At 41.8% G+C, this 19328-nt stretch carries 19 protein-coding genes and 1 pseudogene; 13 read left to right on the top strand and 7 right to left on the bottom strand.

The annotated features are described in order from the left end of the window. The first annotated feature begins 58 nt into the window (after nt 1–58). Nucleotides 59–1348 carry an AMP-binding protein gene (locus TERMP_RS02880; RefSeq protein ID WP_013466855.1) on the top strand — a complete coding sequence of 430 codons (1290 nt, stop codon included), beginning with the start codon at nt 59–61 and terminating at the stop codon, nt 1346–1348. A gap of 170 nt (nt 1349–1518) precedes the next feature. Here TERMP_RS02880 and TERMP_RS02875 read toward each other — a convergent pair. Beyond that, nucleotides 1519–2292, bottom strand: a pseudogene (locus TERMP_RS02875) (RNA-guided endonuclease InsQ/TnpB family protein); the annotation flags it as partial. Between the two features lie 177 nt (nt 2293–2469). Here TERMP_RS02875 and TERMP_RS02870 point away from each other — a divergent pair. Beyond that, nucleotides 2470–3720 (top strand): HD domain-containing protein, encoded by a 1251-nt coding sequence (locus tag TERMP_RS02870; protein WP_013466853.1) that lies wholly within the window; start codon nt 2470–2472, stop codon nt 3718–3720. Here the strand turns inward: TERMP_RS02870 and TERMP_RS02865 are convergent. Then, entirely contained in the window at nt 3713–4669 is a 957-nt protein-coding gene (locus tag TERMP_RS02865; RefSeq protein ID WP_048159734.1) for a transcriptional regulator, read from the bottom strand. The genes TERMP_RS02870 and TERMP_RS02865 overlap by 8 nt on opposite strands. A 48-nt stretch (nt 4670–4717) precedes the next feature. Between TERMP_RS02865 and TERMP_RS02860 the strand changes: the two genes are divergently transcribed. Together TERMP_RS02860 and tiaS are read left to right on the top strand one after the other, a co-directional pair. Beyond that, on the top strand, nt 4718–5266 hold the full coding sequence (locus TERMP_RS02860) for a GNAT family N-acetyltransferase (RefSeq protein WP_013466851.1): 549 nt from the start codon (nt 4718–4720) through the stop codon (nt 5264–5266). A gap of 24 nt (nt 5267–5290) precedes the next feature. Then, the gene (gene tiaS / locus TERMP_RS02855; RefSeq protein WP_013466850.1) at nt 5291–6559 is read left to right on the top strand and encodes a tRNA(Ile2) 2-agmatinylcytidine synthetase TiaS; all 1269 of its coding nucleotides are present in this window, start codon (nt 5291–5293) and stop codon (nt 6557–6559) included. Nucleotides 6560–6696: 137 nt separating this feature from the next. Here tiaS and TERMP_RS02850 read toward each other — a convergent pair whose 3' ends face one another. The 3 genes from TERMP_RS02850 to TERMP_RS02840 all read right to left on the bottom strand — a co-directional run bounded on the left by TERMP_RS02850 (nt 6697) and on the right by TERMP_RS02840 (nt 9514). Next, nucleotides 6697–7839 (bottom strand): amidohydrolase, encoded by a 1143-nt coding sequence (locus TERMP_RS02850; protein WP_013466849.1) that lies wholly within the window; start codon nt 7837–7839, stop codon nt 6697–6699. Nucleotides 7840–8091: 252 nt separating this feature from the next. Continuing rightward, a complete protein-coding gene (gene htpX, locus TERMP_RS02845; protein WP_013466848.1) occupies nt 8092–8970 on the bottom strand; it encodes a zinc metalloprotease HtpX in 879 nt (292 codons plus the stop codon). 1 nt (nt 8971) lies between these two features. Beyond that, nucleotides 8972–9514, bottom strand: coding sequence for an adenylate kinase family protein (locus TERMP_RS02840; RefSeq protein ID WP_013466847.1), 543 nt, complete (start codon nt 9512–9514; stop codon nt 8972–8974). 136 nt (nt 9515–9650) lie between these two features. Between TERMP_RS02840 and TERMP_RS02835 the strand changes: the two genes are divergently transcribed. Next, a complete protein-coding gene (locus tag TERMP_RS02835) occupies nt 9651–9872 on the top strand; it encodes a hypothetical protein (protein WP_013466846.1) in 222 nt (73 codons plus the stop codon). A gap of 39 nt (nt 9873–9911) precedes the next feature. Here the strand turns inward: TERMP_RS02835 and TERMP_RS02830 are convergent, their stop codons facing one another. Next, complete coding sequence (locus TERMP_RS02830) at nt 9912–11129, bottom strand: methionine adenosyltransferase (RefSeq protein WP_013466845.1); 1218 nt, start codon at nt 11127–11129, stop codon at nt 9912–9914. Nucleotides 11130–11464: 335 nt separating this feature from the next. Between TERMP_RS02830 and TERMP_RS02825 the strand changes: the two genes are divergently transcribed. From TERMP_RS02825 to TERMP_RS02805, 5 genes are read left to right on the top strand one after another with little or no spacing between them, the layout of a single operon-like run. Beyond that, a complete protein-coding gene (locus TERMP_RS02825; protein ID WP_013466844.1) occupies nt 11465–12082 on the top strand; it encodes a translin family protein in 618 nt (205 codons plus the stop codon). Then, on the top strand, nt 12079–12651 hold the full coding sequence (locus TERMP_RS02820; protein WP_013466843.1) for an endonuclease V: 573 nt from the start codon (nt 12079–12081) through the stop codon (nt 12649–12651). The genes TERMP_RS02825 and TERMP_RS02820 overlap by 4 nt, the downstream gene beginning before the upstream one ends. Then, nucleotides 12648–13283, top strand: a complete 636-nt coding sequence (locus tag TERMP_RS02815; RefSeq protein WP_013466842.1) for a DUF120 domain-containing protein — start codon at nt 12648–12650, stop codon at nt 13281–13283. Before TERMP_RS02820 ends, TERMP_RS02815 begins: the two co-directional genes overlap by 4 nt. Beyond that, complete coding sequence (locus TERMP_RS02810) at nt 13280–13804, top strand: hypothetical protein (protein WP_013466841.1); 525 nt, start codon at nt 13280–13282, stop codon at nt 13802–13804. The genes TERMP_RS02815 and TERMP_RS02810 overlap by 4 nt, the downstream gene beginning before the upstream one ends. A gap of 34 nt (nt 13805–13838) precedes the next feature. Beyond that, a complete protein-coding gene (locus tag TERMP_RS02805) occupies nt 13839–14048 on the top strand; it encodes a PRC-barrel domain-containing protein (protein WP_013466840.1) in 210 nt (69 codons plus the stop codon). 5 nt (nt 14049–14053) lie between these two features. On the opposite strand, the gene TERMP_RS02800 is transcribed toward TERMP_RS02805, so the two are convergent. Next, nucleotides 14054–15517: a DHH family phosphoesterase gene (locus tag TERMP_RS02800; protein ID WP_013466839.1), complete on the bottom strand. Its 1464-nt coding sequence runs from the start codon at nt 15515–15517 to the stop codon at nt 14054–14056. A gap of 124 nt (nt 15518–15641) precedes the next feature. Between TERMP_RS02800 and TERMP_RS02795 the strand changes: the two genes are divergently transcribed. From TERMP_RS02795 to TERMP_RS02785, 3 genes are all read left to right on the top strand, one after another. After that, entirely contained in the window at nt 15642–17441 is a 1800-nt protein-coding gene (locus TERMP_RS02795; protein ID WP_013466838.1) for a hypothetical protein, read from the top strand. Nucleotides 17442–17596: 155 nt separating this feature from the next. After that, nucleotides 17597–18466, top strand: coding sequence for a DMT family transporter (locus TERMP_RS02790; protein WP_048159733.1), 870 nt, complete (start codon nt 17597–17599; stop codon nt 18464–18466). A gap of 243 nt (nt 18467–18709) precedes the next feature. Then, entirely contained in the window at nt 18710–19270 is a 561-nt protein-coding gene (locus tag TERMP_RS02785; protein ID WP_013466836.1) for a CBS domain-containing protein, read from the top strand. Nucleotides 19271–19328: the final 58 nt, after the last annotated feature.

The following is a 19328-nucleotide window of genomic DNA, read 5'->3' as shown; positions in this document are numbered from 1 at the left end:
CAATTTAGTTCCCAAATCCTTAAATATTTTTCAGAGATATTTAAGATGGTGGTCTTTTATGTCAAAGCTGGTCGTTGGCAAAACCGCCCTGGAACATTTGGAAGAGCTAAGATACACTGCAAAAAAAGCAGCAGAAACCACTGAATTTTGGAAAGAAAAATTCTCCAAGATTGATATTGAGAGCATGACACCAGAGACACTTGCTTCCGAAGTTAAAAACATTCACATACTTCCAAAAGATCTTTATAATACTGAAAGGGTATGGCCAAGTTACATTAAAAACTACGATATCTTTTACACCATCGTAAGGACAAGCGGAACAACAGGTCAGCCAAAGAGAATACCCTACACAATAGATGATAAGAGGAGAGTTGCAAGGCAGTTCATACCTTGGTTTTATGAATACTTTGAGAAAGGGGACAGGATAGCATCTTTCTTTCCCCCACTGCCGTCTGCTTCAGGCATTATGGGGTATGGAGCTGTCGAAGAGCTTGGAGCAAAGGTTGCATACTTCCAGATTCCTATCCAGTTCATCCGCATGCCTGATCTGTTGATAAACGAACTGAGATCAATAAAACCAACTGTGCTGTTCTCTTTAACGACAACGGCATTTCTCCTTGGACTAAAGCTTCCAGAAGATATCCGCAATGATATCAGGGTAATCCTCGTTGGAGGTGAGACGCTGACCGAAGAGCTGGCAAAAGCTACATTGGAGAACTTCCCAAATGCAATGATAATAGACGCACTCGGAATGTCTGAGGAGGGCGCTGTGGGATACAGAATTGTAACAAAGAAAAAGACAACCAACTTCTCATTCCCTGAGTCCATAATAGTTTTAGAAAGCATCGAAGAAGAGGAATACAAAGAATATCACAAGATATACGTAACGAAGATAATGAAAGAAGGCGAGCTGACAGGTCTGCCTCTGTTCAACTACGATGCTGGGGATCTGGCGAGGGTCGAAAACGGAGAAATAAAAAGCATACTCAGAATAAAGGATGCAATAAGCTTGGCAGGAGCAACATTGTATCTCGATCAGATTATTAGCATCGTTCACAGGTATCCGTTCTTAATTGACTTTGTGATTATTTACCATCCGCTATCACCCAGCAATCCAAAGCCGAAAGCCATCATAAGGGTTGGCTATGTAGGAGAAAAGCCTGCTGGGATAGAAGATGAAATTAGAAGTCTGATATATGAAGGCAACAACCCTGTTAGATACGAAGTAGAAGATTCAAAACAGGCTGAGCTCATAATTGAGGCAGTTCCAGCAGAAAAAGTCAGAGAAGGGCTCCCACAAAAGCCTGGCAAGACAAAAAGAATCTTCATTGTTGGCAAGGATATTTGACTTTTTCTTTTCTTTTTGATGCTTAGTTCTTTGTGTAGACAACAGCAAAGCGGAATAAATTCTGACCTCCTCCCTGCCGTGAACGGTGAGGGTTTAGCTTAGCCCCTCGCCATTGGCGGGGAGGTTTGAGGGGCTTCATTGAAGCCAAAAATCAGCCCCTCGGGCTCGGCCTTGAGCTTCCTGCTCGTTTTAGCTCCTGACTTGTTAAGTTTTGACTGATACTCAGCAATCTTCCTCCGCCAGTAAAAATCAATGCTTTTGAGTGGCCTTCCATTAACCAGAAAACTCTCACCGTTTTCAACATAAACGGCCATCAAATTGTTCACTCCCAAGTCAATTCCGGCAGAGAGGTTTCCCCTTGGCTTTCTCGGAACGCTTACCCATTCCCCACTTTCAAGCTTCTCCTCTACCGTAAAGCTAATGTGGGCATACCACTTCCGCCTAACGTCATCATAGGCGATTTCTAAGCGTCCTTGCTTGCCCTTCAAGTGTATTCTGCCCTTGAACTGGATTTTGAGTTTCCCAAACTTGCCGAGACGTCTCAATTCAATAACGTTCCCATCAATCTGATACTGGTCGTTCCTAAGGGGGATTACAAAGAGTTTTTTACCATTCTTTTCCTTGACGAATTTTGGTGGTTTCGGTTTAAACCATTCGGGCAGTTCACCCTTCTTTTTCTTCCTGTTGAGGGAGAAGAAAGAACGCCACGCTTCAGCGTTCTTTCTGGCTAATTGCTGAACTGTCGAGCCGCCAATCCAATCCTTAAAGCAGTAATAAGCCTCTTTTTCTGTTCCGTTAAAGTCTATTTTCCCAAATTCTTTGAATTGTTTGAGCCTTAGGTAGTTGAGCTTGTTCCAGATTATGGCTGTAGCTTGAGCTAATTCGAAGAGGATCTTCTCTTGAGCTTTTGAGGGCTGAAGTTTAACCGTTACCGAACGCTTCATCTCAAATTGTAGTATTATTTTTAGGCTTTAAAAGAGTGTCGCTTTCCCGCTTAATGGCTAATTTGCAGAACACCGTACCCCGTCCTGAAAGGCGAGGCTTGTAAAAGATAAAAGAAAAATGTCAAATTGCCAAAATCTATTTAAAACGCTTTTCTGAAATTCTTTCAGGTGAGGATGGTGGACGGGAAAATTATACATGATCCCATTCATGGAAGCATGAAAATCAAGGGAGTCATTCTGGATTTAGTAAAGACTCCAGAGTTCCAAAGACTTAGGAGCATAAGGCAGCTTGGCTTGGCATATCTTGTATATCCAGGAGCAAACCACTCCCGATTTGAGCATTCCCTTGGAGCCTATAACATAGCGAGGAGGCTTGCCCAAGAGATCGAGCTTGATAAAGATGAGAAAACTTTACTTGAAATGGGAGCATTGTTACATGACATTGGACATGGACCGTTTTCTCACACATTTGAGCAGATTTACAAGCACTATGTCAAAGAGTACGACCACATGCATCTTGGTCAAAACATAATCCTCGGAAAAATAGATATCATTGATGGAGAGATAGAGAGCAGAGAGTTCATTCCAGAAATAATTGAAAGTTATGGTTATTCCCCAAAAGAAGTCGCTGACTTGATTTTAGGCAAATACGAGAAGCGCTATTTGGGTCAAATGCTCCATGGAGATGTTGATGTTGATCAAATTGACTACCTTATGAGAGATGCCCACTATACTGGCGTTGCCCATGGCATTATTGACATTGAGCGGCTTTTAAAAGTCCTGAAAATCCATGAGGGACAGCTTGTGGTGGATGAGAAAGGAATTGAGGCAGTGGAAGGGATGATGGTTGCCAGAGCTTTGATGTATTCAAGGGTTTACTTCCATCATACGGTTAAAATTGCCGAAGGAATGCTAACGAGAGCTTTGGAGTTTGCTCTTGAAGAAGGCCATCTCTGGGACTTCTGGAAAATGACTGATTGCAGAGTCTTTGTAGAGCTTGAGGACCTTGAAGGCTACCCCGGTGAAATTGCAAGGCGCATTAAATACAGGGACATATACAAAGCAGCTGTGCTGGCAAGTGCAGATGAGCTTTCTGCAGAGGAGAAGAAAGAACTGCTGAGCGCATACAGAAACGTCAAGAGGAGGCAGGAAATCGAGAGAAACTTGGCGGATGCTGTTGGAGCCAAGGAAGGTGAGGTGATTCTTGAGTTCTCAATTGCAGATCTAATGCTCAGTGAACCAAGACTAAAAGCGACGGAAATCAATGTACTGCTCCACACTGGAGAACTTCAGCCCCTTACAAAAGTTACTCCCCTGGCAAACGCACTGAAGAGAAGACAAACTCCAAGATGGGCTGTGCTCATTGCTTCACCAGCAAAATACGTGAATAAAGTTAGGGAAATCTGGAAAAAAGTAATTTTCAGCTGAAAATCTTTTTCTTTATCTCTTTCTTCAGCTCTTCAATCATCTCAATTAGCTCATCAGCATCCCTAATTTCTGAGAGGGCTTTTTTAGGTATTAGCGGAATTTCTCCAACAACTTCAGTTTTTGTTTTTTCCAAAATGAAGACTCCATCGCTGTGGATTATCTTGCTGACCTCATTGATCATCTGAGCTCTTTTTATTGTTGTCTTGGTTTTTCTCTGGTCTATCCCTGTTAAAATCTTGAACTCCTCCTCTTTCGAAATTGCATTGAAAGGAGCCTTTTTAATTTTAACAACTCCCATCCCAAGAGCTTTTAAGCGCTCAAAGATTTCCCTTTCAAGCTCGTTCTCTGGCTTTACGTCAAGCTTAGCTTCAACTTTTGCATGCAGGATATCAATAGGCTTAGCCAGGGGCTCATTGAATATCTCCTCCAATCTAATGGCAACATCTAAGCTGACGGCCTGTTCTCCTCTTTCATAATTCTGCAGGCTTTTTCTTGAAACTCCCAACAGCTCGGCAAGCTCACCAATGCTATATCCATACTTTTCTCTCAAATATCTTAGATACTCTCCATTAATTTTGACGTAAAAGCCCCCTCTTTCAGCGAAGATTGCCGGCAGTTCATTTTCGACTATCACATCGTAGAGGGTTTGTGGATTCAATGCGTAGATTCCAAAGCGCTCGTAAACTACCCCTTCCTCAAGCTCATCGTTTTTTGTCTTGAGCCCAACTATGAGCGGAGAAGCCTGGAAGAACTTAGCTAATCTTTTTAAATCCTCAGCCTGCTCTTTTGTGAGCGTGTCAATGTTCTGTAAAACTTTGATGAATAGCAATAGGAATAACCTACTCGCCACTAAGTCAAAGCATGCACCCTTAAACTCCATTCTCGCGGTTCTAAATCCTGTGCCTCGCAAGATGCTCTCGACGACTCTAATCAATCTCTCCTTTTCCATCATCATTTATAAATAGGAAAAAGAACTTAAAAATTTAAGGTGTATGGTATGCAGAGACCTATAATCCTAACTGGGAGGAAGGTTTCTCTCGGCGTTCTACTGAGAGAGGACATACCGAAGGTTTGGCTGTGGTACAACGACAGAGATGTGAGGAGATATTTATCTTCACCAGATGCTGTGTTCTACTTTGAAGATGAGATGGAATGGTACGAAAGAATCAGAAGGGAGAAAGAGAAACACAGAGTTTTTGCGGTTATTGAGAATAGGAGCGACTCTCTCGTTGGATTGATTGGAGTTCATAAGATTAATCACAAGAATGGGCATGCTGAAATAGGGTACTTTTTGAGCAAGCAGTACTGGGGGAAAAGATATGCAACGGAAGCAGTAGGATTGGCCTTGGAGTACTGCTTCAAATGGCTCAATCTAAGGAAAGTTTATGCAAGGGTTTATGAATATAACGTAGCTTCGCAAAGGGTTCTTGAAAAGAACGGCTTTAAGCTCGTGGGAAGGCTAAAAAAGCACGTCCATATCCCAGAGGAAGGCTTTGCTGATGTTTTATTTTACGAGCTATTTAAGGATGAATGGGAAAGCTTTTAACGTTCTCTTCTTTTCTACGCTTTGATGATGCTTCACATAGGTCTCGACGACACTGACTCACCAAATGGCATGTGCACAACATATCTTGGAGCTTTGCTCTATAGAGAAATTTCACGGTTAGCGGAGCCCTTAGATTTGCCGAAGCTGATCAGGCTGAATCCCAACGTTCCCTACAAGACGAGAGGGAACGGTGCAGTTGCAATGAGCTTTGAAGCTGATGAAGAAGATGTTCCAAAGATTAAGAATCTTGTTCTCGAATTTGTTGAAGAACTTGCCGATCTAACTCATGAGAACACGAATCCGGGTGTGGTGTTTTTGGAGGGGGAAATTCCAGAAGAGCTGACTGAGTTTACTTATCGGGCTATCTGGGAGCACATAAGTATTGAAGAAGCAGAAAAAGTTGCTAAAGACGTTGATGCTGAAATCTACAAATTTAAACTTGGAAGAGGAATAGTCGGAGCATTGGCGGCAATTGGGCATCCTCTTAAAGAGTTTACTTATGAGCTTTTGGCATATAGAAAAAGAAGGCTTTGGGGAACCCCAAGAAAGGTAAACAGAGAGAGCGTTTTTGAGATGGATAGGCAGTTCTATCCCTTCACCTACGATAACGTTGATCCATATAAGGGCTCGGTTTTAATCACCCCTCATGGCAAAGACCCTGTTCTGGTTGGCATTAGAGGAATTGACAAAAATAAGGTTCTTCTGGCTTTTGAAAGCATAACAATTGAAGAGCCACTCGAATTTTACCAGATTTTTAAGACGAATCAGAGCACGGATGAACATTTAAGGTTCAAAAAGATTGCAGATCTTAAACAATTCGATAATGCTGTAATTAAAGCAAAAGTTGTAAAGAGTTACTGGGAAAAAGGAAGGCACGTCTTCTTTGAAGTTGACGATGGAACCGGAAGGCTGAGGGTTGCTGCATTTGAACCGACAAAAGGGTTCAGAAGATACGTAAGAATGCTGATTGAAGGGGATGAGATTATAGCGGCTGGGGGAGTAAAGGAGTTTGAAGGTGTTTTGACGCTCAATCTTGAGAAATTTTATCCAGTAAAGCTGGCTAAGAAAATTGAGTATAGAAAGCCGAAGTGTCCAAAATGTGGTGGAACAATGAAGAGCAAGGGGGATTACCTGAAGTGCAAAAAGTGCGGTTATAAAATGCCTAAAGTTTTGATTCCTGTTGAAGTCCCAAGAAAGCTGCAAAAGAAAATTTACGAAGTCCCACCAGATGCAAGGAGGCATCTATCAAGGCCTTTGGTGTTACCGCTTGGTGAGGAGAAGATTTTAGAGTAGTTGTGATCCCTGTAGATGTAGATTCTTATGAAAAATCATGAAACTACCTTAAGGCAACTCAGAGAAAAAAAGCGTAAGTCAAGTTCACAAATCATGAACAATCTGTTCACAAAACGTGAACGAAAAAGGAGAAAATCTCAAACCTCCCACTCGTGAATCAATTTGCCTTCAGCAAATACATGCGTTGGGTAGCTCTCCATGTGGAACGGGTCACCATTCCAGACGACAAGCGAAGCCCACTTGCCCTTCTCGATGCTTCCCAGAATGTCATCTACCCCGAGGATTTTGGCATTGTTGTGGGTGATGATCTTTATCGCCTCTTCCTTGCTCATTCCTAACCTTATGAAGTGCCTCAATTGCAGGTAAAGATTTGCTTGAAGCGTTACCGGGTGGTCGCTCATAAGCCCAAAGAGGGGCTTCACTTCAATGAGGTATTTAGCATTCTTCCAGTCTTCATGCTTCAGCTCAACCTTGTAGGGCAGAGAATCGAATGGACCATAGATCAATGGAACATTCTCTTTCTTGATCTTCTCAAACGTCTCTTTGCTGTGAACATCACCAGCATGTTCAATGGTTATCTTAAGCCCAAACTTGCGCTTTATCATGAGCAGTGCTGCTATATCATCCTCTTTGTGCACGTGAACTCTCAGAGGCTCTTCCCCTTTCAAAACTGGGATTAATGCTTCAACAGTTGGTTCAATCTCCTCAGGCTCTTTCTTACCTTTTTCAAGCAGAGCAATTGTCTTCTGAGTCTTTATGAGCCAATTCAGGAGAATTCCAATTGCTCCCATCCTTGTGCTCGGTCTTGTTCCTTTCCACTCCTTAGTTGACCTTGGATTGTACCCAAAAGCCGCTTTAACGCCGACGTACTTCATAAATGCATCCTCGATGTCCCTTCCATAGTTTTTAATCAGAACAGCCCTTCCTCCGATGATGTTTCCACTTCCTGGTAGAACTGAAGAGTACAGAACTCCAAACTCAATTGAGTGTTTGAAAGCTTTGTCGTCCATATAAATTGAGTACAAAGCGTCAACTAAAGGCAGAACTGAATCCATCTGCTCGTTTGCTTCTCCTTCCTGATAGGGCTCACCATAGCGCTCCATCCCAATGTGTGAGTGTCCGTCAATAAACGCGGGCGTCACAACTCCTTCCGCTATTATTTCAGCATCTTTGGGCTTCTCTTTTGTGATTTTCTTAATTTCTTTGTCAAAAACAATGTAGATGTTCTTTTTGAGATTGCCCAATCCATCATATAAAAGAGTTGCTTTCACAGCCTTCATGACAACCACCGAATAAATTTTCATAAAAGCGCTTAAATGTTTGTCGATGATTTAATTAACGAATTAAATAATTAATCTAATTCTGTAATTAATGCAAAGCAAGGAAAAGATTAGTTTTGCTGTTAAAGGAGGGATGAAGCTCTATCACTAAGACTCTAGAAGAAAGCACTGCAGAAGTCCAAAAGAGATGCACAAAAAAATGAAGTTAAAAGCAGCAAATATTTTTGATCAAACTTTGCTGTGCAAAGTTTGTTAGAAGTACATTCCCATTTCCTCTGCTATCTTTCTGAGCCTTTCAATTCTCTTCTGTGTCGGTGGATGGGTTGAGAACAGCTCTGCAAGGCTTACTCCCCTGAACGGGTTTATGATGAACATGTGAGCTGTTGCTGGGTTGCCATCTCTTAAAGGTCTCCTTGAGACATAATATTCAATTTTCTCAAGTGCTCTCGCCAGTGCCCACGGCTTGCCGCTTATCTTTGCTCCACTTTCATCTGCTAAATACTCCCTTGCCCTGCTTATTGCCATCTGAATCATCATTGCAGCTATTGGAGCAAGAATAATCAGAACTATTGCTCCCAGGATACTTCCCGATTCACCTTCCCTGTCCCTGCCTCCAAATCCTCCAAGCCAGAGCATCCAGCCGGCCCATCTGGCTATCATGATGATTGCCCCAGCCATAACTGCCGCCAGAGTTTGGATAAGAATGTCTCTGTTCCTTATGTGGCTTATCTCATGAGCTAACACGCCCTCAAGCTCATCTCTGTCCAAGATTCTCAGTAAGCCTTGGGTTACCGCAACAACCGCATGCTTTGGATCTCTACCAGTTGCAAATGCATTTGGAACATCAGTAGGCACTATAGCAACTCTTGGTTTTGGTATTCCAGCTTCTCTCGCAAGATCCTCAACTATGCGGTGAAGCTCTGGGGCTTCCATTTCATCAACTATTCTCGCTCTATACCAAGTGAGAACGATTTTATCGCTGTACCAGTAGCTGAAGAAGTTCATAGCTAATGCAAATATAAATGCAAAGATCATCCCTGTCTCACTGCCGAGCACGTACCCTAATGCCATCAGCAATCCGGTGAGGAACGCCATTAATACGCCAGTCCTTAACCACAACCCAAGTCCCATATCACTCACCCCCTAAATTTAAGTACGGGATGACTTCCTCATAAACCTGAGTCCAATCTACAATCCCAACCCTCTTTTTAACACCCTTGTTCAAAAGATCTAAGATTTCTTCAACGACTTGCTCTGGTGTTTTCCCAGTGGTATCTACTTCGATTACATTCTCATGCGTGTCAATGGCTTCAACCAAGCAGACATCAACCAATTCAGCCTCAACGTTTTCACTTATCTTTTCTCTGCTGTAGCCCCTCTCCTTTAATCTTTCTCCAATAATCTTTGGATGCAGGCGTAGGATTATAACTTGGTCAGCAGGCATAAGATGACTCAGATGTCCATCAAGAACAACGTTTTTTCCTTTAAGCTCTTTTTCAATGAAGTATGCCAGCTCGTCAATTTCGACCTCGAGCTCATCCCCTTTAATCTCGCCAATCTCATGCCCAATTGCGAATTTCTTGAGGTCGACATACATGTACCCGAGTTTTTCTGCCAAAAGTTTTGCAACTGTGGTCTTTCCCACTCCGGGGGTTCCGCTCACTGCAATTATCATTTTCTCACCTGAAATTAATTTAACCTTCAGCTTTTTAAAGATATGGTTTATTTAAGTTGATTGTCGAAGTAAACTTAGGTATTAAACGAAAGTTTTTTAAGGGAGGAGTGAATAATAGATTTTCAGGTGAACCGTTATGGAGAATTTGAGGTTAATTCAGAAAAAATTGGAAGTCGTCAAGAAACATAAAGAGTTGCTCATGCTTGAAGAAGCCAAGCTTGTTAGGATGATGTACCAAAGAAAAGTTGGTGTTTCAAAAAAGCTTGCTGTTGTTAAAAGAGAGAAGGCTATGGCATTAGCTCAAGAAGCCAAGCTTTTGAGAATCCTCAAGCAGAATGGTCAAGTTTTGACTGTTTGAATATTTTGCTCTTTCAAAATTTAAAAGGTCAAGAGGAAGTCAGAAAACATTCAGCTTGTCCTCTATGATCATCCTTTGTATTTTTGTTATGTTAGCGAGCCATTCATCTGCAATTTCATAGGCATCTCTCTCAAAGCTCTCAATCTTGTAGCCCTGCTTTGGAATTATCTGTATGCTTGCAACCAAGGGCTCGTCGATTGGCTTTCCAATCTGGCTGAGAATTCTGACGTAAACCTCCTGAACCCCTTCAATCTGTTTGGCAATGTCATTTGCAATCAGCATTGCAAGGAGGTTGTAAATCTTACCGACGTGGCTGACTGGGTTCTTTCCTGCGGCAGCCTCCATGCTCATGTGCCTGTTTGGAGTAATCAACCCATTAACCCTGTTGCCTCTGCCAACTGAGCCATCATCACCAGCTTCAGCTGATGTTCCGGTGACAGTTATGTAGTATATGTCCTTTTCTGGGTCATCTGCGGTGTTCACATAAATGTTGACCTTTCTGCTTGTATGTTCTTCAACCAACTCCTTAACAGCGTCATAAATTCCCTGTTTAACTTCCATGTACTCCTTTGGATTGGCAACTTCGCTGTCAACAATAGCGGCAGCAATGGTAAGGTCTATCTCATCTCCCTTTCTTAGACCCATAACTTTGATGTCTTCACCAACAGCCGGCCACTTCTTTTTGAATTCTGGACTGTTCAAGAGCTTCTCGGTCTCGAGAACAATTTTCTCCGTCTCGCTGAGAGGGGCATAACCGACTCCAAATGAGGTATCATTGGCCAGAGGAATTGGATTCTCCTTTGCTTTGTTAAATACGCTTACCAAATCAACACTTCCCTGACCAATTCTTGAATCAATAACAACGTGTTCCTCAACGTTCAAGTGTCTAACAGCTTTTCTCAGATACTCTTTTGCGGCCTTTATGGCAACTTCATGGACTGGAAACATTTCTCTATCAATGAACTCAACGGCTCTACCTGAGAGAAGGATATAGATCGGCTTTATGACCTCTCCGCCACCAAACCTTGGATATGCCCTACCGCCTACAACTTCAACTTGGTCGGTGTTGTGGTGGAGTATAATTCCGTATCTTTTGATGTACTCTCTTGAAAGAGCCCTGCTCACCGCTTCAGCTATACCGTCGGCTATGCTGTCCGGATGTCCAATTCCCTTTCTTTCAACTAATTCAACCTTCTGCATCTCTACTGGAGTCCTAATGAGCTCTTCCACAACTATATTCCTCTTTTTCTCTGCCATGAGCATCACCTGTGAAGCTTTTCATGCATAGCTCTGAAGGTCCGTTTATATATTTTTCGGCATATCTTTATGCAGAGAATATAACTGAAAGTTATTAAACAGAGAAAATCCTTAAAATTCATGGCGGGGATAAAATAGTGGACATCCGACCATGCCCGGTGGCCCGACCGCGTGAGCGTTTGGGCAGCTATGAGCGCGAGGGACGATGCCGGGCGGACAGGGCTTGGCCTCCGGGGCCGCTTGAGGAAAGCCGACAACGGCTGACGATGAAGGCGGTGGGATATGCCAAGCCCATATTTTTTAAGTTTTTCCTCTAACAAGTTTTGGTGAAGATGATGAAAATTGCAGAGATAATAACCAAAATCAGAGAGGTTCTTGATGAAAAAGATGCCCTTAGAGAGGAAGCTCTAAAAACAACAAGAGATATTGTTCGTTTAAGCGGTGATGCAATAAAGGCTCTTCATAGAGGGAATTTCGAGTTGGCTGAGAAAAGGCTCAATAAAGCTCAGGAATTAGTTAAACACCTCAAGAATATGCTCAAAAACCACCAAGATTTGTATTTCACGGGTTATGTTCAAAATGCACATCAGGAGTTTGTGGAAGCAATGCTCTTTTACAGCTATCTGAAAGACCAAGACTTCCCTTCCCCAAGAGAACTTGAAATTCCAGAGGCAGATTATGTCTTAGGCATTGGAGATTTCATTGGTGAGCTGAGGAGGTATTTCCTAATTCTGCTCATGAATGGGGACATTGCAAAAGCAGAGGAAGTCTATCACTTCATGGAGAGTGTTTATGAAGAACTCATGACTCTTGAATATCCAAAGGGATTGGTTAATATAAGACAGAAGCAGGATCAAGCACGCTATATTCTTGAGCGTACTCTTGAAGACTTAACAAGAGCAAAGATAAACAAAGCTTTAGAAGAAAAACTCGAAGAGGCTTTGAAGGAATGAGCAGAGCTAATGTGAACTTTAAAAAGATTGCTGAAGTGCAGAGAAAGCTCAGCAAAAGGATAGTTGAAAAACCATTGGATATTTCGCGAATTAAAACAATTGGTGCAGTTGATGTTTCATATAAAAAAGGCAAGGCAAAGGCGGCTTTTGTTTTGTGTTCCTTTCCTTCATGTGAGATTTTGAAAGCTAAAGTCATTGAGACTAACGTTGATTTTCCATATATCCCAACATTTTTCTTTTTGAGGGAAACAAGACCAGTTTTATTGGCAATAAGAGGAGAAACCTTCGATGTTCTCTTAGTTGAGGGACATGGCAAAGCTCATCCAAGGGGCTACGGTTTGGCGTCTCACATTGGTTTGCTGCTTAAAAAACCGACGATTGGAATTGCTAAGAAGCCTTTGAGAGGTTATCCAGAAGGTTCTCTTGTGAAAGTGGGAAAAGCTTATGTAAGCGTTGGAAATTTAATTGATTTGAACTCTGCAGCAAAAATTGTAGAAATGGTAAATGAGAACGGCTACCCCAAGCCGCTTAAAATTGCAGATAAACTTTCAAAGGGTGCTGAAAAATGAAAAAGCTTAAATTAATCCTACAGATTGCAAAAAACGGTGCAATCGGTGAAAAGGTTAAAATTACCCTTAGAGAGCTATCAAGAGAGCTTGAGGTCTCTCCCCAAACTGTTTTAAGATGGCTTGATGAACTTGAAAAAGAAGGATATATAACGCGCACAGTTGAAGGAAAGAAAACCTGCATCGAGCTGACTGACAAAGCTCTGATGTACCTGGAAGAGCTTTATGAACAACTCTCGAATGTTTTATATCAGGGGGTGATAATTGGAGAAGTTATTTCAGGACTTGGAGAAGGGGCATACTATGTGAGACAGTATGCTCCCCTAATTAGGGAGTATCTTGGATTTGAACCATATCCCGGCACACTCAACATAAAGATAATTTTCCCAAAGACTATTTTTGATGCACTATGCAACGTCAAACCAATACTGATTCCAGGCTTTGTTAAGAATGGAAGGACTTTTGGGGATGTTAGAGCCTATAAAGTTAAAATAAACGGAATTGAAGGTGCCATAGTGATACCCTCAAGAACCATACACCCTCCAAGAATCGCCGAGGTTATAGCACCCATTTACTTAAGGAGGGAGCTTAACTTAAAAGATGGCTCAAGAATAAAGCTGAAGGTGATAAGATGAAGAAAGAAATTATGAGCATACTTGGCTTTGGAGGGCTGGGCATTACCTTAAGCTTTTTTCTGATAGTCATGGTGTATCCTTCATATACAGCCATGGAAAAACTCATGCCTCTTTATCTTGGAGGTTTAATACTGGGCGGTATTTTTGGCATGGTTAAAGGGAATATTAACGCCAGCGGATATGCATTCATATTGGGATTTTTGATAACTACTGTCCTTCATCTCCTGTGGATTAGTTTTCCTTTCAAAGTGTCTTATGCTTTTGCTTTTTTAGCTTTGGTTGTCTTCGTGATGTGGATCGTGGAATCAACAAGCACCTTAGATATAGCAGTCACGCCTTTTGCGTATTTTGGAGGGTTTATCCTTGCAGCCATTCTGTTTAGGAATGTTGAGATGTACAAGATTGAGGGCTCGGTGATGAGCATTGTTCTTGTCGGTGTTGCAGGGGCGGGAATAAGTCTTTTAATGAGCATGTTCAAAGCATTTGTTGAAACTGCTCAGACAGCTAAGAAGAAAATTTAAAAGCAGAAAAAAGAACTTAGATGTGGTGGTTGGAATGGTAATGAGACTGTCAAAACTTTATGGGAAACAGATATACAACACCAAAGGATACTACGTTGGCTATGTTGACGAGGTCTTGATTGACATCGACAGAGGGCATGGAAAGGTTTTAGCCCTTGGATTACCCGGCGAGAAAGTCGGAATTCCCTACGACAGGGTCACCGCGATTGGGGACATCATTTTGGTTAAAGCCAAAGAGGAGTGACCCTTTCAGCTCTCTTTTACTCCCAATGCTTCAAGGAATTTTTCTGTTATAGCCTCTTCTGCAAGTCTGAGTAAGGAGCTCTTATCCTTTGCCAGTTTAAATATCCCAAGGCTTATCCTTGCTCCTCCAGACTGTGCATGACCTCCTCCGCTACCTATGTCCCCAAATGCATCCTTTAGGACTTTTCCAATGTTGATTCTCACATCCCTTGTCCTGGCGGATATCTCAATTCTATCATCAACTATTCCAAAAACAAGGACTGTAGTTATCCCCTCAAGCCTTAGGAGGAAATCGGCAGATTCCGCTATGGCGTCTCTGTTCGTTATAAATCCAACGTTCGAAACAACCACATTCTTGTATATTTTTCTGTTAAGAATTGCTCTGGCGAGGATCTCAGCGGTTTCTGTTGAGATATCCGGATGCTCGATTTTATCAAGGAGCTCATAATTGACTTTCTCTGCCAGGAATTCAATGGCTTTTAGGTCAACATGGCTGAGCTTTGAAAACTTCTTTGTATCAACATAAATACCATAAAACAAACCTGTGGAAAGGGTTTCGTTTAGTGGTAAATTAAGAGCTTTAAAGTATTCGGCAAGTATTGAGGAAGTTGCGTTGACCTCTGGCCTTATATCAACAAATGCATCTTGGGGCAGCTTTTCTTTAAGGCTTTGAAGAATTTGATGATGGTCAATGATAATTTGAATCTTTTTGAAATCGTCCTCTTCAAGAATTGTAAGATTTCCATTGGGTTGGGAGTCTATAAGAGCAATGAAAGGGTATCTTTTAATCTCATAAGAACCCCTTGAAACTTTGCTCATGTCAACTCCAAGAACATTTAAAAGGGCTTTATTTTCGTGATGGGTAATTTCTCCACCGTACACTATATGCACTTTAAATCCGAAGTTTTGTGCTATTGTCTTTAATGCTGCCGCACTTGCCATGGAGTCTGGATCTGGATTATCGTGCATAACTATCAGAAGACCGTCTCCTTTTTGTTTGAGTTGCTGGAGTTTTTTAGCAAGAAGATTTGCATTCTTCTTTTCCCCAAACATCTCAACTATATCAACAACGACCTTAGAGATAGCCTTTCTTGGAGATACAGCGTAGTCTATTTTAACCTCTGTTTCAAATTCTTCCTTAATTTGATTCACAATATCCTCCTGGCTTACATCATCAGGAAGAATCGTAAGAATAGGAATAGATTTATTGTTTGAGCGTATTACTTGGATGGTGCGCTTTATTGTGGGAACATCCATTGTTGTAATGATCGCTAAATCGGCCTTATCTATGTGCGCCTTGAGTAGAGTGGCAGTGTATGAAAAATCACCGTGAACAACTTGAAAGCCACTTTCAGATAGTGACCTGGCTCGTAGCTCATCTTTTTCAATAATTGTGATATCAAACTCCCCTTTCAAAGCTTCTGCGATAGTTCTTCCGATTGCTCCTCCACCGAGTATGAGGACCTTCATTTTTCCCACCTTTAATACAATAATGTTTAAATATTAGCGTGGATGTATTTTAGTAAGAATGCCCTTTCAACGATTTTTGGAGAGTAGTGATATATATACCTAATGGTATATGTGGTGGTGAAATATGCAGCTACCTAAAATGCAGCCGTTTAAAGAAAATATTGTGTCCACAAGCAAGGATGACTTTGTATCACTTATCCGTGAAGCCCTCGCTGATGCTAATGGGACATTTATCAAAATATTTACCAAGGACTCTAATGAGAAATACTATTTCACGGTATTAACGGACAACTCGAAGATACTCGCAGCTTATGGAAAGTTTCTGATCGCGAATAGGGATGTAATCGGAAAGGAAGCACTGGATGCTCTCAGGTTGCTCCTTTCAAACCCAATGGTCGTTGATGTATATACTCTCGATGAGATAACGCTTAAGCTGTCTATTGCAGACAACATTGAGATCTACAGCGCAACCCCCAAAATTGGCATTGAGGAATTCCTCGGAGTTCCCAAGCAGAGTGAGTTTTCTGAAGTTCTTGAAAAGGAGAAACTCCTGGAACAGGTTTTAGAAAAAGTTAAGAGGGAGGAGAGAATAAAACCTGCACCTCAAATTGAGAAAGTCAAAGAGGTGAAAAAGGCAAAAGTTCCAGAGATAATAGAAAAACCCCGGGAGGAAAAGCCACTCAAAGTTCCTAAAGAGGTTCCTAAACCAGCTTCTCAAAAGGTAGCTAAAAAAGAAGAGCTTAAGGTGAAGATTGAAATAATTGGAAGCGAAGCATTTAAACCGGCTCTTGAAGAGGCATTCAAAGAGTACTCAAAAGTTCTTCTCAATGAGATTAAGAAGATGAACGATACAGTCCTTAATGACGTAGAAATTCGCGGTGAAATTGGAACTGGGGTGGTATACTTAACAATTCAACTCAATGCAAATGTCGGGGATGAAAAGAGCATTGAAATTGCAAAAAGAAAGATTCTATTCTTTGCCAACAGGCACATACCTGTTATAGGGAGAGTTTCTGGGCTGAAGCCAATAATTAGAACCGTAAAGGTGAACGTAATAGCTGGTGAGAAAGTTGATACTATGGAGGAAAAAGAAAGAGGAGAGGTTGAGCTGTGGCGACTTAAAAAGCCGCCGACAGTTCAAGTTACTCCCAAGATATCTCTTACAATCGATCCGGAGTTCAGAACATACTTTAGTGCCTATTCAAAGGCCCTTCTAAGGGACATAGAAGATGCGGGGATTAGAGTTGAAAAGATGGAAGTAGAGGTCGAAGGAAGAAAAGAGCATGAAATCAACATAAAGCTTCACGCTTCTGCAGCCAATATGAGCAGAATCCAGATCGAATCATTTGTGACCGCTCTTGCTAAAAAGCATGCTCGGGAGATAGGGAAGGCTCTTAAGAAATATGTGTGGGTGCACAGGGTAGAGGTTGAAAGTATAATGCCCCAGCAACCATCGAGTGTCATGGAATCTCAGGTAAGTACAAAAGCTGCAGAAATCCTCAAGAAAAAATCGGAAATAGAAAAAGAGGTAGAAAAGCTTCTTAAAGAGGCAGGTATTGAGGAGCTGTCGTTCCTAACTGAAGACAAGAAAAAAGATGTAGAGCAAACGTTGCTCAAAAGCCGTATTGAACCTGCTATGGAAACTTTGAAATCAAGAGTTCAGAACGACCTTAAGTTGCTTCCGAGGGTCACTTTTAAGTGGCTCAAGATGAACTGGAACTTCACGGGTTCAAACGTGGAAGTTATATTTGAAGTCAGCTTTGCAAAAGAGGAAGTTGGGGGATTATTTGGGACATTTTCAGGAATTTCTGACGATAAAATAAAAGAGGATGCTATTAAGACAATAAAGAAGGCTATGGAAGACGTTTCAAGGGAATATGGCATAAATATTGTCCCAAAGAGAATAAACGTCCTTGTTCGCTGATTTTTAATTTTATCAGCACTCAAGATCCTCATCATTGCAGAGCTCAGTTCTGCCGAGATCATCATCTGAAATCTTTCAACTTTAAATGCTTATAAATTCATTTATGATATTTGTCGAAACGTTAAGTTTTTAAGCTAAGTGGAAGACAAGATCACATGAACACTCTGATATTTGGAGTGGTACTATCACTTTTGTCAGCATTTGGATGGGGGTTCTCTTCCATACTGATAAAGGTGAGCATGAGGAACAAAAGTGCAATAACTGTAAACATAGTTAGGCTCTATATTATTGCAGTAGTTTATGCAGTCTTCTTTATGGTTAATGGAAACTGGAGGGAAGTTTTAAACTTGACACCTCTTCAGCTTATGGTTGCATTTGTATCTGCCCAGTTCGGGTTTGTTATCGGAGATTACTTTTTCTTTAATGCCATGAAAATCATGGGTGTTTCAAGAACGGTGCCCATAACTTCATCTTATCCCCTCTGGGCAATTTTATGGGCATATTTGTTTCTCGGAAGAAATATCCGCCCACAGATAATATTCGGTGCATTTTTAATAGTCCTCGCTATTATAATTGTGCGGCAGGGGGAAATAGAGGAACATTTGGATATGAAAGGATTTGTATTTGCTCTCTTAGCTCCGTTATCGTGGAGTTTTGCCATAATTACCATGGAATGGCTCTCTGCTCAAATTTCCCCTTTTACATTGGCCGGGCTTAGGATGATGTTTGCTGCTTTGGGCATAAGCGTGTTCTTGAAGAGGTATGAAGGTGAAATAAAGGAAATCACAAGAAGAGAATTAACAGCATTAGCAGGAGCAGCGTTTTTAGGCTTATTCATTGGACAGTATTCCTTTGTGAAGGCTGTTAGTTTAGTTGGTTCCCCAATTGCAGCACCAGTTTCCTCTATAAACCCGATTATCTCGGCAACATTGGCTATTCTTATTCTGAGAGAACCTCCAAACAGCAAGATTCTGACCGGTTTAGTAATGGCAGTGATTGGTGTGATATTGATAAGCACGGCATAAAGGTTAAATTCCCCTCATCCCAATTACTAATGCCGACAGCGAGGGTACAATTCGTACCCTCGTGGGCTCGGTCGAACCCGCCTCCGCAAGAACTCGGGCTCGATGAGCGGAGTGTGCTCACGCCGAGCCCATAGGGCCGGTGCATCCGCCCCCGTGAGTCATGAGCGGGGAGTCTCTGTTGCCGGCCCACAATTTCAAAACTTTTATAATCCTCAAAGTTAATTTTAATAACCGGTGGTTATTATGGTAATTCTCCCCCGCCCCATTGATCCGCGAGAGATACGGCGAATCAGAAAAGAGCTTGGAATTACCCAAGAGGAACTTGCTAAAAGGGCAGGTGTTACCCAAGCGTATATAGCTAAGCTTGAGAGTGGAAAAGTTGATCCCAGACTTTCAACTTTTAATCGAATTCTTGAGGCCCTTCTTCAGTGTAAAAAGGCTCAGCTTAAAGCTAAAGATGTCATGTCTTCTCCGATAATTGCTGTTAAACCATATGATCAAGTGGATAAGATAATTAAGCTGATGAATGAACATAACATATCCCAGGTTCCTGTGATTGCAGGAAACAAAGTCGTTGGATCTGTAACTGAAAAAACACTTGTGAGAAAGAGCCTGGAATACGAAGACATCTACGAGAGAAAAGCTATGGAAGTCATGGAGGAACCTTTTCCAATAGTTAATGAGGAGGAGGACATTGAGGTTGTTAAGTATCTCCTTGAAGAGCATCCCGCTGTTATAGTTCAGAACAAAGAGGGAAAGCCTGTAGGGATAATAACCCGCTCAGACTTGTTCCGGCTTAAGTGATCAGCCAGCCGTCCACTCATCATCCCTCAGCGTCGGAAGGCATCATCCCCATTAGAAT

Origin of the sequence: Thermococcus barophilus MP (assembly GCF_000151105.2) — an archaeon.
Lineage (GTDB): Archaea > Methanobacteriota_B > Thermococci > Thermococcales > Thermococcaceae > Thermococcus_B > Thermococcus_B barophilus.
The sequence above is the reverse complement of the archived record's forward strand: the minus strand, read 5'-3'. Positions and strand labels throughout refer to the sequence as shown.

Bases quoted from the DNA above. Each gene is read 5' to 3' on its own strand.
- TERMP_RS02880 (WP_013466855.1), top strand. From the start codon at position 59: ATGTCAAAGCTGGTCGTTGGCAAAACCGCCCTGGAACATTTGGAAGAG.
- TERMP_RS02865 (WP_048159734.1), bottom strand. From the start codon at position 4,669: ATGGAAAAGGAGAGATTGATTAGAGTCGTCGAGAGCATCTTGCGAGGC.
- TERMP_RS02860 (WP_013466851.1), top strand. From the start codon at position 4,718: ATGCAGAGACCTATAATCCTAACTGGGAGGAAGGTTTCTCTCGGCGTT.
- tiaS (WP_013466850.1), top strand. From the start codon at position 5,291: ATGATGCTTCACATAGGTCTCGACGACACTGACTCACCAAATGGCATG.
- TERMP_RS02850 (WP_013466849.1), bottom strand. From the start codon at position 7,839: ATGAAGGCTGTGAAAGCAACTCTTTTATATGATGGATTGGGCAATCTC.
- htpX (WP_013466848.1), bottom strand. From the start codon at position 8,970: ATGGGACTTGGGTTGTGGTTAAGGACTGGCGTATTAATGGCGTTCCTC.
- TERMP_RS02840 (WP_013466847.1), bottom strand. From the start codon at position 9,514: ATGATAATTGCAGTGAGCGGAACCCCCGGAGTGGGAAAGACCACAGTT.
- TERMP_RS02835 (WP_013466846.1), top strand. From the start codon at position 9,651: ATGGAGAATTTGAGGTTAATTCAGAAAAAATTGGAAGTCGTCAAGAAA.
- TERMP_RS02830 (WP_013466845.1), bottom strand. From the start codon at position 11,129: ATGGCAGAGAAAAAGAGGAATATAGTTGTGGAAGAGCTCATTAGGACT.
- TERMP_RS02825 (WP_013466844.1), top strand. From the start codon at position 11,465: ATGAAAATTGCAGAGATAATAACCAAAATCAGAGAGGTTCTTGATGAA.
- TERMP_RS02820 (WP_013466843.1), top strand. From the start codon at position 12,079: ATGAGCAGAGCTAATGTGAACTTTAAAAAGATTGCTGAAGTGCAGAGA.
- TERMP_RS02815 (WP_013466842.1), top strand. From the start codon at position 12,648: ATGAAAAAGCTTAAATTAATCCTACAGATTGCAAAAAACGGTGCAATC.
- TERMP_RS02810 (WP_013466841.1), top strand. From the start codon at position 13,280: ATGAAGAAAGAAATTATGAGCATACTTGGCTTTGGAGGGCTGGGCATT.
- TERMP_RS02805 (WP_013466840.1), top strand. From the start codon at position 13,839: ATGGTAATGAGACTGTCAAAACTTTATGGGAAACAGATATACAACACC.
- TERMP_RS02800 (WP_013466839.1), bottom strand. From the start codon at position 15,517: ATGAAGGTCCTCATACTCGGTGGAGGAGCAATCGGAAGAACTATCGCA.
- TERMP_RS02795 (WP_013466838.1), top strand. From the start codon at position 15,642: ATGCAGCTACCTAAAATGCAGCCGTTTAAAGAAAATATTGTGTCCACA.
- TERMP_RS02790 (WP_048159733.1), top strand. From the start codon at position 17,597: ATGAACACTCTGATATTTGGAGTGGTACTATCACTTTTGTCAGCATTT.
- TERMP_RS02785 (WP_013466836.1), top strand. From the start codon at position 18,710: ATGGTAATTCTCCCCCGCCCCATTGATCCGCGAGAGATACGGCGAATC.